Origin of the sequence: Streptomyces sp. NPDC006643 (assembly GCF_042870175.1) — a bacterium.
In the GTDB taxonomy this organism is placed as follows: Bacteria; Actinomycetota; Actinomycetes; order Streptomycetales; family Streptomycetaceae; genus Streptomyces.
In genome coordinates, this window is sequence record NZ_JBIAHA010000003.1 from 34,481 (window position 1) to 46,375 (window position 11,895).

The 11,895-nt window shown below is 71.4% G+C and carries 10 protein-coding genes; 7 read left to right on the top strand and 3 right to left on the bottom strand.

Annotated features, from left to right (window positions below; translation table 11 throughout):
• Positions 1-98 precede the first annotated feature (98 nt).
• Entirely contained in the window at positions 99-542 is a 444-nt protein-coding gene (locus tag ACFYNU_RS05140; RefSeq protein WP_356586593.1) for a MarR family transcriptional regulator, read from the top strand.
• A 13-nt stretch (positions 543-555) separates the two neighbouring features.
• Here the strand turns inward: ACFYNU_RS05140 and ACFYNU_RS05145 are convergent, their stop codons facing one another.
• Positions 556-1,707 (bottom strand): FAD-dependent oxidoreductase, encoded by a 1,152-nt coding sequence (locus ACFYNU_RS05145; protein WP_356586451.1) that lies wholly within the window; start codon positions 1,705-1,707, stop codon positions 556-558.
• Positions 1,708-1,920: 213 nt separating this feature from the next.
• Here ACFYNU_RS05145 and lon point away from each other — a divergent pair, with 213 nt between their 5' ends.
• On the top strand, positions 1,921-4,338 hold the full coding sequence (gene lon, locus ACFYNU_RS05150) for an endopeptidase La (RefSeq protein ID WP_356586453.1): 2,418 nt from the start codon (positions 1,921-1,923) through the stop codon (positions 4,336-4,338).
• A gap of 155 nt (positions 4,339-4,493) precedes the next feature.
• Here lon and ACFYNU_RS05155 read toward each other — a convergent pair whose 3' ends face one another.
• The gene (locus ACFYNU_RS05155) at positions 4,494-5,339 is read right to left on the bottom strand and encodes a lysozyme (RefSeq protein WP_356586455.1); all 846 of its coding nucleotides are present in this window, start codon (positions 5,337-5,339) and stop codon (positions 4,494-4,496) included.
• Positions 5,340-5,568: 229 nt separating this feature from the next.
• On the opposite strand from ACFYNU_RS05155, the gene ACFYNU_RS05160 reads away from it, so the two are divergent.
• Positions 5,569-6,063 (top strand): MarR family transcriptional regulator, encoded by a 495-nt coding sequence (locus ACFYNU_RS05160; RefSeq protein ID WP_356586595.1) that lies wholly within the window; start codon positions 5,569-5,571, stop codon positions 6,061-6,063.
• A gap of 78 nt (positions 6,064-6,141) precedes the next feature.
• On the opposite strand, the gene ACFYNU_RS05165 is transcribed toward ACFYNU_RS05160, so the two are convergent.
• On the bottom strand, positions 6,142-6,924 hold the full coding sequence (locus tag ACFYNU_RS05165; RefSeq protein WP_356586457.1) for a protein phosphatase 2C domain-containing protein: 783 nt from the start codon (positions 6,922-6,924) through the stop codon (positions 6,142-6,144).
• 443 nt (positions 6,925-7,367) lie between these two features.
• On the opposite strand from ACFYNU_RS05165, the gene ACFYNU_RS05170 reads away from it, so the two are divergent.
• The 4 genes from ACFYNU_RS05170 to ACFYNU_RS05185 are packed head-to-tail and all read left to right on the top strand — an operon-like array spanning position 7,368 to position 11,863.
• Positions 7,368-10,268: a nitrate- and nitrite sensing domain-containing protein gene (locus tag ACFYNU_RS05170; protein WP_388765337.1), complete on the top strand. Its 2,901-nt coding sequence runs from the start codon at positions 7,368-7,370 to the stop codon at positions 10,266-10,268.
• Positions 10,265-10,747, top strand: a complete 483-nt coding sequence (locus ACFYNU_RS05175; protein ID WP_356586461.1) for a roadblock/LC7 domain-containing protein — start codon at positions 10,265-10,267, stop codon at positions 10,745-10,747. Before ACFYNU_RS05170 ends, ACFYNU_RS05175 begins: the two co-directional genes overlap by 4 nt.
• The gene (locus ACFYNU_RS05180; RefSeq protein WP_356586463.1) at positions 10,744-11,205 is read left to right on the top strand and encodes a DUF742 domain-containing protein; all 462 of its coding nucleotides are present in this window, start codon (positions 10,744-10,746) and stop codon (positions 11,203-11,205) included. The genes ACFYNU_RS05175 and ACFYNU_RS05180 overlap by 4 nt, the downstream gene beginning before the upstream one ends.
• The gene (locus ACFYNU_RS05185) at positions 11,186-11,863 is read left to right on the top strand and encodes an ATP/GTP-binding protein (protein ID WP_356586465.1); all 678 of its coding nucleotides are present in this window, start codon (positions 11,186-11,188) and stop codon (positions 11,861-11,863) included. The genes ACFYNU_RS05180 and ACFYNU_RS05185 overlap by 20 nt, the downstream gene beginning before the upstream one ends.
• The last annotated feature ends 32 nt before the right edge of the window (positions 11,864-11,895 follow it).

Genomic DNA, 11,895 nt, shown 5'->3' on the forward strand with positions numbered 1-11,895 from the left:
CGGCGCTGCCGCCCCGGCCCTTACGGCGCTGCCGGGCCGGATTCGCCGCCGTCCCGGAGCCGTACCCTGGCCGTATGGCAAAGGCTGAGGCTGACCGTATGGGGGTCGTCACCGCGCTCGTACGTTCCTCGTTCCTGGTGAACGCCGTCTACGCGAAGGTCAGCCGGGAGTACGGACTGCCCCCGCAGCAGGGGCAGTTGCTCTGCGTGCTGATGCCTCAGCCGTACGGGATGAGCGAGCTGGGCGCGATGCTCGGGCTCGCGAAGTCGAGCCTCACCGGTCTGGTCGACCGGACCGCCCAGCGCGGCCTCGTGCGGCGTGAGCCGGAACCGCACGACGCGCGCGCGGTGCGGGTCGCGCTCACCGAGGAGGGGCGGGTGCTCGTGGACGCGTTCTACGAGGCGACCCGCCGCGCCGTCGACGCGCTGCCCTCGGGTCTCGACGCGGGCGACCGCGACCGGCTCGCGGAGCTGCTCGCCCGGGTGGTGCGCGACAACGAGGTGCCGGCGGTCTTCGCGGAGACCCCGGCCGCCGGCGGCTGAGTCCCCGGGGCTTTCACGCGGTGCCGAACAGTTCCACGAACCGCGCGGTCCCCAGATCCGCCCCCTTGTACTGAGAGACCGCCGCCGCGCTCAGTACGGACGGCCCGTCGGGCGACGGCACCTGACCGACACCGCCGTGCGGGCCGAGCGGCAGCAGGATCGAGGGGACGGGGGACGGCCGGTACACGGAGGCCGCGTCCTCGCCCCGTATCTGCGCGAGGATGTTCGCCGCGACGACGGCGGCGTGCCGCACCGCGTGGCCGGCCATCTTCGACTCGGCGAGAGCGGCGAGGTCGCCGAGCGCGTAGACGTGCCGGTGCACCTGGCCGCGCGCGTCGACGTTGAGCGTGTCCGTCACGCTCACCTGGCCCCGCGGTGTCCGGGCCGGGGCCAGCTCCTCGCCGAGGTAGTCCCCACTGGTGGTCACCCCGTGGCAGCGGAACCAGATGTCGGCGGCCAGCTCCCCGCCCCCCACCGTCGGGACGGTGAACGCCCCCGCCCGCCCCGGCACGGCCGACGGCTCCCGCGCGAGCGCCGTGCCCAGCCGCAGCTCCACGTCCAGCGCGTCGAGCTGTCGGCGCAGGTCGTCCCGCATCTCCGGCGCGAAGGCGGGCATCAGCTGCTCGGCCGGGTCCACGACCGTCACCGCCTTCTTCGGCCATACGGCCTTGATCTCGCCCGCCAGCTCCAGCCCCACGGGCCCGGCGCCGACGATCAGCACCCGCTCGGCGCCCGCCAGTTCCTTGTGCGCCGCGCGTATCCGCTCCAGCGCCTCGGCGGTGACGTCCGTGTCCATCTTGGCCGGAAAGGGATAGCCGGAGCCCGAGGCCAGGACGAGGTAGTCGGCGTCCACGCGCGCGCCGGACGCCAGGGTGACGCCGCCCGTGTCCACGGAGACGGCACGCTCGCGGACGACCCTGCCGCGCTTCAGGAGTCTGTCGTACGGAAAGAAGATGTTGCCCGCCCAGTCCGGCCGCACCAGCGCGCGCAACGATCCGGCGGCGTGCACGAACGCGTCCTTCGGCTCGACGAGGACGACATCGGCCCCCTCGTCCAGCGCCTTGGCGACGGTCGCCCCGCCGTACCCGCCACCGACGACCACGACAACCGCCCGCGCACCGTCCGCCGCGCGCCCGCTCTCATCGGTGCTGTCTGTCCCGCTCATCACATCGGCTCCCCACGCACAGGAAAATTAGTTCGTGCCACGAACGATATTGGTTCGTAGTGCGAACTTCAAGCGCCCACCGACAGGCCGCCGCGCGCCCCGGCGGTCCGATCGCTCAGAGCGAACACCCACCCCGGGTATCCGGGGAACAACCGCAGGCTCACAAGCATTGAGTCCACATAGCTCAACTTTTTGACTGCCGAAGGGGAGACCATGGCTGCCACGTCCACACCGCTCACCCTGCCCGTGCTGCCGCTCGACGACGAGGTCGTGCTGCCGGGGATGGTGGTGCCGCTGGACCTGTCCGACACCGAAGTACGTGCCGCCGTGGAGGCCGCCCAGGCTGCCGCCGGCGACGACTCCGACGGGGGAAAGCCGAAGGTGCTGCTCGTGCCGCGCCTCGACGGGGCATACGCGGGGACCGGCGTCCTCGGGACCGTCGAGCAGGTCGGCAGGCTCTCCGACGGCGACCCCGGCGCCCTGATCCGCGGCAGGGGCCGCGTCAGGATCGGCGCCGGTACGTCCGGGCCCGGCCGGGCCCTGTGGGTCGAGGGGCTGCGCGTCGAGGAGACCGTGCCCGACCCGCTGCCCGGGTCCGTCACCGAACTGATCAAGGAATACAAGGCTCTCGCCACCGACTGGCTGAAGAAGCGCGGCGCCTGGCAGGTCGTGGACCGTGTCCAGCAGATCGAGGACGTCTCGCAGCTCGCCGACAACGCCGGCTACTCGCCGTTCCTCAGCACGGCCCAGAAGGTCGAGCTGCTGGAGACCGCCGACCCGGTGGCCCGGCTGAAGACGGCGACCGACCAGCTCCGCGAGCACTTCGCCGAGCAGGACGTCGCCGAGTCCATCGCCAAGGACGTCCAGGAGGGCGTGGACAAGCAGCAGCGTGAGTTCCTGCTGCGGCGCCAGCTCGACGCCGTACGCAAGGAACTGTCCGAGCTGAACGGCGACCCCGGGGACGAGTCCGACGACTACCGCTCCCGTGTGGAGGCCGCCGATCTGCCGGAGCACGTCCGCGAGGCCGCCCTCAAGGAGGTCGACAAGCTGGAGCGGTCGTCCGACCAGAGCCCCGAGGGCTCGTGGATCCGCACCTGGCTGGACACCGTCCTCGAACTGCCGTGGAACGAGCGGTCCAAGGACGCGTACGACATCCGGGGCGCCCAGCGCGTCCTCGACGCCGAGCACGCGGGCCTGGAGGACGTGAAGGAACGGATCACGGAGTATCTGGCCGTCCGCAAGCGCCGTGACGACCGCGGACTCGGTGTGGTCGGAGGCCGCCGCGGCGGCGCCGTCCTCGCTCTCGTCGGCCCGCCCGGCGTCGGCAAGACCTCCTTGGGAGAGTCCGTCGCGCACGCCATGGGACGCTCCTTCGTCCGTGTCGCGCTCGGCGGTGTCCGGGACGAGGCGGAGATCCGGGGCCACCGGCGTACGTACGTGGGCGCGCTGCCCGGCCGTATCGTCCGGGCGATCAAGGAGGCCGGTTCGATGAACCCGGTCGTCCTGCTCGACGAGATCGACAAGGTCGGCTCCGACTACCGGGGCGACCCGGCCGCCGCCCTCCTCGAAGTCCTCGACCCGGCACAGAACCACACCTTCCGCGACCACTACCTGGAGGTCGAACTCGACCTCTCCGACGTGGTCTTCCTCGCCACCGCGAACGTCCTGGAAGCCATCCCGGAGGCCCTGCTCGACCGTATGGAGCTGGTCCGGCTCGACGGCTACACCGAGGACGAGAAGGTCGTCATCGCACGCGACCACCTGCTGCCCCGGCAGCTGGAGCGGGCCGGTCTGGAGACCGGCGAGGTCACACTTGAGGACGACGCGCTGCGCAAGCTCGCGGGCGAGTACACCCGCGAGGCGGGCGTACGTAACCTGGAGCGCTCCATCGCCCGACTGCTCCGCAAGGTCGCCGCACAGCACGAGCTGGGCGAGCGCGAACTGCCCTTCTCCGTAGGAGACGGCGATCTGCGCGCTCTGATCGGCCGGCCGCACCATGTGCCCGAGTCCGCCCAGGACCCGGCCGAGCGGCGCACCGCGGTGCCGGGCGTGGCCACCGGCCTCGCCGTCACCGGCGCGGGCGGAGACGTCCTCTTTGTGGAGGCGTCGCTGGCCGACCCGGAGACGGGTGGTTCGGGTCTGACCCTGACCGGCCAGCTGGGCGACGTCATGAAGGAGTCCGCGCAGATCGCGCTCTCCTTCCTGCGCTCGCACGGCGCCGAACTGGAGCTGCCCGTGGCCGATCTGAAGGACCGGGGCGTGCACATCCACTTCCCGGCGGGCGCGGTGCCCAAGGACGGTCCGAGCGCGGGCATCACGATGACGACGGCGCTCGCCTCGCTGCTGAGCGGACGCCAGGTCCGTACGGATGTCGCCATGACCGGCGAGGTCTCGCTGACCGGGCGGGTCCTGCCCATCGGCGGTCTGAAGCAGAAGCTGCTGGCCGCGCACCGGGCGGGCATCACGACCGTCGTGATCCCGAAGCGGAACGAGGCGGACCTGGACGACGTCCCCGCCGAGATCCTGGAGAAGCTCCAGGTGCACCCGGTGACGGATGTACGCCAGGTCCTGGACATCGCCCTGTCCTCGGCGACGGCGGCAACGGCGACGGAGATCCCCGTCGCGGCGTGAGCGCCCGCGTCACCCGCGCCGCACGTAGCGCGCGGAACGACCGAGAGGGACCCCCCGGCACTCGGCGCCGGGGGGTCCCTCCCGTTCTTCCACGGCTGCCGGCGATCCGCCTCGACCGGCCCTCCGTTTCCGGTCGAGGCCGCCGTCGCCCGGTGTCAGCCGTTCGCGAGAGCCACGACCCGGTCGAGCGCGCCGTTGAACCTGTTGTGGTCGCCCACGATGGGCCCCGTGGAGGTGTACTGCCACATCGTGTAGAAGCCCCAGCCGGCCGGGAGTTCACCCACCGTGGTGTTGTAACGCGCCACCCAGAGCGGGTTCGTGGCGCCGAAGCCCGCGTAGTTGCCCGTGCACTGGGTCCACCAGCTGGTCGCCGTGTAGATCACGGCGTCACGGCCGGTACGCGCCTTGTACGTGTTCAGGAACTCCCGTATCCACGCGACCATCTGCGCCTGCGTCTTGCCGTAGCAGGCGGCGCCGTACGGATTCCACTCGATGTCCAGCACACCAGGAAGGGTCTTGCCGTCGCGCGACCAGCCGCCGCCGCCGTCGACGAAGTAGTTGGCCTGGTTGGCACCGCTGGAGTCGTTCGGCGTCGCGAAGTGGTAGGCGCCGCGGATCATGCCGATGTTGTACGAGCCGTTGTACTGCTGCGCGAAGTACGGGTTCTTGTAGTAGTTGCCTTCCGTGGCCTTCACGTACGACCACTTCACGCCGCTGCTCCACAGGGACGACCAGTTGACGTTCCCCTGGTGGCTGGAGACGTCGACGCCCTCGGTCTGCACCGCCCGGTTCGCGGGCGCCGGGACGCCGCCCTGGCCGTCGTGCTCGATGACGCCCATGCCCATGTGGGCCGAGCCGCGCGGGGGGATGTCCGAGGTGCGGGGGGTGCCGTCGGCGCTCGCCGCGCCCGGCAGAGTGAGGAGAAGAGCGAGAGCCGCGAGGAGGGCGCCCGCCAGGGTGAGGCGGCGGCGCCCTGAGGTTCTGGATCTGTGCACGGACATGTTCGTGCCTCCGAGAACGTTCGAGGGGGGAGCTCATGACATGTCGACATGTCTAGGAGTGGACATGCCAACACTCGCGCTGTGTATGACGCTACGGGGGGCCGACGGAGCGGCGGAAGGGGCGCAAGCCGGTGCCGTTGGTATAAACCTGCGAAATAATGACGGAGCTGCGGCAATGGGCCGCGGCGACGGAAAACTTTCAGGAGCGGGAAAGCGCGCGATGGGTGTTATGGGTGCTGACGTGCACGGGGACAGTACGGCGAATGAACCCGAACCGGCCGCAAAAAGTGATGTGGACCACGAATTCCTGGCGCTGGAACGGGAGTTGGCCGTCTTTCTGCGCCGCGCCCGAGCCAATTCCGGTGAAATGGCGCGCGAAGTCCACCCCGAACTGGAGCCGGCCGCCTACGGACTTCTTGTACGCCTGGAGGAGACCGGTCATCAGCGCGCCACCGATCTCGCCGTCTATTTCGGCGTCGGCAAGGCGACGATGAGCCGTCAACTGCACGCCCTGGAGGCACTCGGACTGGTCACACGCGAGCCCGACCCGGCCGACGGGCGCGCCTCGCTGGTCCGGCTCACCGGCGAGGGGGTCGCACGCTTCCGCCGGGTGCGCGACGCACGGCGCGAGCGGTACGTGCGCAAACTCGCGGACTGGGACCGGGCGGAGGTCGCCGAACTGGCACGGCTGCTGCATCACTTGAACGCGCGCGCGGAGAGCTGAAGCCGATCACGGCCGCGGGCCGATCGACGGGGGCGACCAGCGGGGGCGGCGGCGCTACGGCACAACGGCGCTACGTGGCTACGGCTCGACGTACACGACCGTCGCGTCGTCGTACGGCTTGCCCCGCCGGAAGGCGGTCCCGTCCGGGTCGGCGGACTCCGCCGCCCGCACCCGGTCGATCAGCTCCTGCGGTCCGCTCTTCCTGACCAGCGCCAGACAGTCCGCCCAGTCGCCCTCCCGGAACACCTCCACCCAGCGCGCCGCCCCGTCGGTGAGCCCCACGAAGGCCCGAACCTCCGAGACGGGCGTCCGCCCCGTCACGGCCTTCGCCGCCACACCCGGGTCGACGGCGGCTGTGAAGAAGCCGCCCTCCGCGTTGCGCAGGGCGTCCGTCGCGGCGGCCCGGCGGCGCACCTCGCGCGGGACCCGGTCCAGCCGGTCGTCCACGACGGCCCGCACCTCGCCGTCCGGCGACTCCACGAGAAGGGTCGAGTCCGAGAGGACCAGATGCTCGACCGTGTCCGCGTTCCAGCGCGCCATGACCACGGTCGCCTGAGGCGTTCGTGGGTGAGAAAGGTCACACGTCGCGCGGTGGGCGTCGGCCGTACGCCGGATGGACTCCGCCAGGACATCGGCGAGGCTCATCTCCCGCCGTGAAGCGGACAGTTCGGTCAGCGCCCCGCCCAGTCGCGCGGTGAACCACGGCACGCCGTGCACACAGCCGTCGTCGCCCGGCGGAGGCGTCACGCCGTCCAGTACGACGAGCGTGCCGCCGCTGCCGGCGGAGGGCGCGGCCACGGCGGTCCAGTCCTCGTTCGGGCGGGGGTGGCTGCCGGGGGCGGTGGCGATGTCGATGCGCATGAATCCCAGTCTGCCCGAGCTGCCCCGTACGCCCTCGTACGCCCCCGCCCGGTGCCGCGCCCGCCCGTGCGGCCCCGTCCGGTGCCCGCACCGCGACGTGCCCGGCGTACGCTCTCCTGCGCAGGGCGTCGGCGTCGTGCCTACGGATGGCCGGAACGATGGCCGGAATGAGCCGTTCCGCGACGATGTGGCCCGGCATCCTGCCAAAGCTGACGCCTAAGTTCCAACCGCCCCACCCTGCACATCCGTGCCGTGCGCCCGCGCGAGTTGTTCGCCAACTCCTCCTTGATGTTCACTCGTTCAGGTGGCGGAGCGGCCGATACGCGCCCCCTCCGAGAAACGCTGGAATGGTCGGAAGCCGTGCCAGGGGTGGAGGGGTTATCCGGGTGTGACCGGACGTCATCTCCGCTCCATGGGCGGACGAGTCGAGAATGCGAGCACCGGTGCAGAAGAAGCGGCCTCGGGGCAAGAGCGGCACGCGCGGCGGGTCCCAGGGCTCGGCCGAGCCCCGTAAGGCGGTACCGACCGGTGCGACCGGTGCGGCCGACGTGACCGCGGCCCCCGCCGGGAAGCCCGTACGCGTACGCAGTCGGCTGGTCGTCGCGGTCGCCGTCGTCGGCGCCACCGTCGTCGCGGCGGGCCTGCCCGCGGTCCTGGCTTCCTCGTCCGAACTGACCGACGCCCAGCGCCTGGTCACCCTCGCCGAGCTGAACCGGCAGACGGCCGTGCTCGCCCATTCCCTCGCCGACGAGCGCGACGAGGTCGTCGTCCATATCGCCGGAGGCCGCGAGGAGCCCGAGGGCGACAGCGGCGACGACGCCGACAACGTGCCCGGCGGCGCCCCCGCCACCCGCGTCGACCGGCAGATCGACGAGATCGACGCCGCGGCCTCTCCCGGCCTGCGCAGGGACCTCTCCACCGTCCCGTCCATCCGCCGCACCGCCCTCACCGGCAAGGGCACCGCGCTTGAGGCGTACCAGGCGTACACGGACGTCATCGCCAAACTGCACGCCATCAGCGACGAGGTCGCGGAGAAGACGCCGCCCGAGGCCGCCGACGGCACCCGCGCCCCCGCCGCCCTCGGCCGCGCCGTCGAGCAGGCGTCGGCCACCCGTGGTCTGCTGCTGGCCGCGCTCGCCGTACCGGAGCCCAAGAGCACCGCACCGCAGTACGACCCGGTCACCGGTCTCCCCGTCCAGCCCGACGACGGCGGCGAGGCCGCCGAGAACGACCGCACGCGCGACGCGCTCAGCGCCGCCGCCCAGCAGTCCCGCGTCCATGAACTGGCCTCACTCGCCGACTTCGACCAGTCCGCGGGCACCGTGGCGCGCGACTCCCTCGCCACGACCGTCACCGGGCCCGAGGTCAGCGCGGCCGAGAAGTACCTCTCCAGCCTTGCCGACAGCCCCGAACTCTCCGACAAGGACCGCGACGCCGATCAGGAGAAGGTCGCCTCGTCACTGTCCAGCCGTATCGAGCAGATGCGCGGCGTCGAGTCCGGCATCGGCTCCGGTGAACTCAAGCGGCTGGAGCGGCTACGCGACGACGGGGTCACCTCCCTGGAGCTGAGCATCGCGCTCCTCGGCGGGCTGCTGATCGTCGCCGTCGGCGCGTCCACCGCCGTCGCGCGCACGCTCACCCGGCCGCTCGCCGTCGTCCGGATCGGCGCCGCCCGCCTCGCCTCCGAGCCCACGACCGAGGAACCGGTCCGCTTCACCGGCCGCAACGACGAGTTCGGTCAGGTCGTACGGTCCCTCAACAGCCTGCACGCCACGCTCCTCGACGTGTCGGCCCGCGCCGACAAGCTCAACAACGAGCGCACCGGACTGATCGGCGCCCGGCAGGCGATGGCCGACCAGCGCGACGAACTCCAGCAGCGGATCGCCGACATCAACGCGCAACTGGAAGCGCTTCGGGACACCGTCCACCACACGTTCGTGAATCTCTCGCTGCGCACGCTCGGCCTCGTGGAACGCCAACTCGGCGTCATCGAGAGCCTGGAGGAGCGCGAGCAGGACCCGGACCGGCTCGGTGTCCTCTTCAAGATCGACCACCTGGCCACGGTCATGCGCCGGCACAGCGAGAACCTGCTGGTGCTCGCCGGGCACGAGCCCGGCGGGGGATACCCGGGGCCCGTGCCGCTCGTCGACGTGCTGCGCGCGGCCGTGAGCGAGATCGAGGAGTACGAGCGGGTCTCCATCCAGTCGCTGCCCCCGCGCGCCCAGCTGGCGGGCTTCGCCGCCGACGACATCAGCCATCTCGTCGCCGAACTCCTCGAGAACGCCACGTCGTTCTCGCCGCCCGACGCCCAGGTCGAGCTGTCGGGCTGGCTGCTGGAGAGCGGTGACGTGATGCTCTCGGTGCAGGACAAGGGCATCGGCATGCCCGCGGCGCGGATCGCCGAACTCAACGAACGGCTCACCGGCCCGGAGAAGACCGACAAGCAGCCGGGCGGGGCAGGGAAGCCGGGCAAGGCGGCGAAGGCGGCGAAGAAGGCGGCCAACGACGGCAAGGGCAAGGGCAGGAGCAACGGCAACGAAGCCGGTGCCGGCGACGGCACCGGCGAGGACGGGCTCGGCCTGCGCGTCGCCGTGCTGCTCGCCTCGCGCCACGGCGTCGAGATCACACTGCGCGAGCACCAGCAGGGCGGACTCGTGGCGGTCGTCGTACTGCCGCAGGCCCTGCTCCCGACGGTCCCGCCGCTCGCTGCCCCGCCCCGGTCGACGGTGGGCGGCACGGCGCCGACGCTGCTGCTGCCGGGGTCGGTCGCGGAGGCCAACTCCAATGAGCTGCACAGCCGTTCGGGCCGTGACCCGCTGACGGCGCCGCCGGTCGCCGACCCGTACGCCATCGGCCCGGACGCGCACGAGCGCGTCGCGGACATCGCGGACGAGGCGGACCTGGTTACGGAGCCGGTCACGGACGCGCAGGCGGATCCGGTCACGGACGCGCCCGTGGAGCCCGCCGCCGAGCCCGTCACCGAGTCTGTCTCCGACCCGGCCACGGACCCCGTCACGGACCCGGTCACCGAGCCCGTCGTCGACGCCGTCACGGACAAGGGACTGCCCAAGCGCACCCCGAAACTCCTCAAGCCCGCCGCCACGACGCCCGATCGGCCGGGTAGCGTCGACGCGGACGCGTTGCGCCGCAGGCTCGGTGGTTTCCACCGAGGGGTCAAGGACGGCAGGCGCGACGCCGACGCCGAGCTTTTGGAGCAGACCGACGTGGGGAAGCAGAGCAGTTCAGAGCAGACCAGTTCAGTACCACGGCAGCAGGACGCGGCGGAGGGGACCGGCGCTCGTACGGATGAGACGGGGGAAACTGTCGAGGAGGCACGCAGTTGACGGCGACCGGCACATTCGGACTGAGCAGTGAAGCCCGCAATCTCCACTGGCTGTTGACGAATCTCGTGGAGGAGGTACGCGGAGCACGCTCCGTCGCGGTCGTCTCGTCGGACGGGCTGCTGCTTCTCTCCTCGGACCCGGCACAGCACGACGCGGCGGACAGCGCGGGCGCGAACGAGAGCCCGCGCGGCTCCAGCGCCGACCTCGCGACCATCATCTCCGGCATCAGCAGTCTCACCCTCGGTGCGGCCGAACTGATGGACAGCGGCGGTGTGAAGCACACCATGGTCGCGATGGAGGAGGGCAGTGTCTTCGTCATGTCGATCAGCGACGGTTCGCTGCTCGGCCTGCACGCGGGCGCCGACTGCGACATGCATGTCGTGGCGTACCACATGGCGATGTTCGTGGGCCGGGCCGGACACGTACTGACCCCCGAACTCCGCAGCGAGCTGCGCAAGTCGATGGAGAGCGCCCGATGACATCGGTGCCCGCGACCGGATCGGCCCGCGGGCTCCCCGCCCGCGGCCCGTCCGGACGCGGCGCCGACCGCCGTGTCGCGCGCGTACGCCCGTACTCGCTGACCGGCGGCAGGACGCGCTTCGGCCATGTGCTGCTGGTCGAGACGTTCGTCGCCGCGCTGGAGGCGTCCGAGGAGCGCAAGGAACTGGCGGCGAGCGGTGCGGGCGCCACAGGCGGTCCCGGTGGCGCCGCGTCACGCGTCATGCCGGAGATGCGCGCCATCGTCGAACTGTGCCGGCGGATGCGGACCGTCGCCGAGATCTCGGCGCTGCTCAGAATTCCGCTGGGCGTCGTCCGGGTGCTGCTCAGCGATCTGGCCGACCAGGGAAAGATCCGTGTGTACGGGACCGGCCACGACAGCGGTCACCCGGACCGGGCGCTGCTGGAGAGGGTGCTGGGTGGACTCCGCCGTCTCTGACACGTCCGACGACGCGTCCGTCGCCCCGTCCGACGATGCGTCCGCCGCCCCGGCCCACGCGCCGACCGTCGCCGAAGAAGCCCCGCGCGACTGGCAGTTGGACCGCACCAGGGCCCCTGTCGCGACCAAGATAGTGGTCGCGGGCGGCTTCGGCGTGGGCAAGACGACCTTCGTCGGTTCGGTCTCCGAGGTCAGGCCGCTGCGCACCGAGGCGGTGATGACGCGCGCCAGCGAGGGGATCGACGATCTCGCGGCCACCCCCGAGAAGACGTCCACCACCGTCGCGATGGACTTCGGCCGCCTCACGCTCGACGACGACCTCGTGCTGTACGTCTTCGGCACCCCCGGCCAGCAGCGTTTCTGGTTCATGTGGGACGACCTGGTCCGGGGCGCGATCGGCGCCGTCGTCCTGGCCGACACCCGCAGGCTCTCCGACTGCTTCCCGGCGCTCGACTACTTCGAGAGTTGCGGCCTGCCGTACGTCGTCGCCGTCAACCACTTCGAGGGCACCGAGTCGTTCGAGGCCGAGGACGTACGGGAAGCGCTCACCGTACCGGCGCACGTTCCCGTGATGATCATGGACGCGCGCCGGCGGATCACCGTCGTCGAGACGCTGCTGGCCCTGGTGGCCCATGCCCTCGAAGCGGTATCCACATAGCCTGACAGCAGGCAGGCAAGCAGGCAGCAACA

Bases quoted from the DNA above. Each gene is read 5' to 3' on its own strand.
- ACFYNU_RS05180 (WP_356586463.1), top strand. From the start codon at position 10,744: ATGACATCGGTGCCCGCGACCGGATCGGCCCGCGGGCTCCCCGCCCGC.
- ACFYNU_RS05160 (WP_356586595.1), top strand. From the start codon at position 5,569: ATGGGTGCTGACGTGCACGGGGACAGTACGGCGAATGAACCCGAACCG.
- ACFYNU_RS05155 (WP_356586455.1), bottom strand. From the start codon at position 5,339: ATGTCCGTGCACAGATCCAGAACCTCAGGGCGCCGCCGCCTCACCCTG.
- ACFYNU_RS05140 (WP_356586593.1), top strand. From the start codon at position 99: ATGGGGGTCGTCACCGCGCTCGTACGTTCCTCGTTCCTGGTGAACGCC.
- ACFYNU_RS05165 (WP_356586457.1), bottom strand. From the start codon at position 6,924: ATGCGCATCGACATCGCCACCGCCCCCGGCAGCCACCCCCGCCCGAAC.
- ACFYNU_RS05145 (WP_356586451.1), bottom strand. From the start codon at position 1,707: ATGAGCGGGACAGACAGCACCGATGAGAGCGGGCGCGCGGCGGACGGT.
- lon (WP_356586453.1), top strand. From the start codon at position 1,921: ATGGCTGCCACGTCCACACCGCTCACCCTGCCCGTGCTGCCGCTCGAC.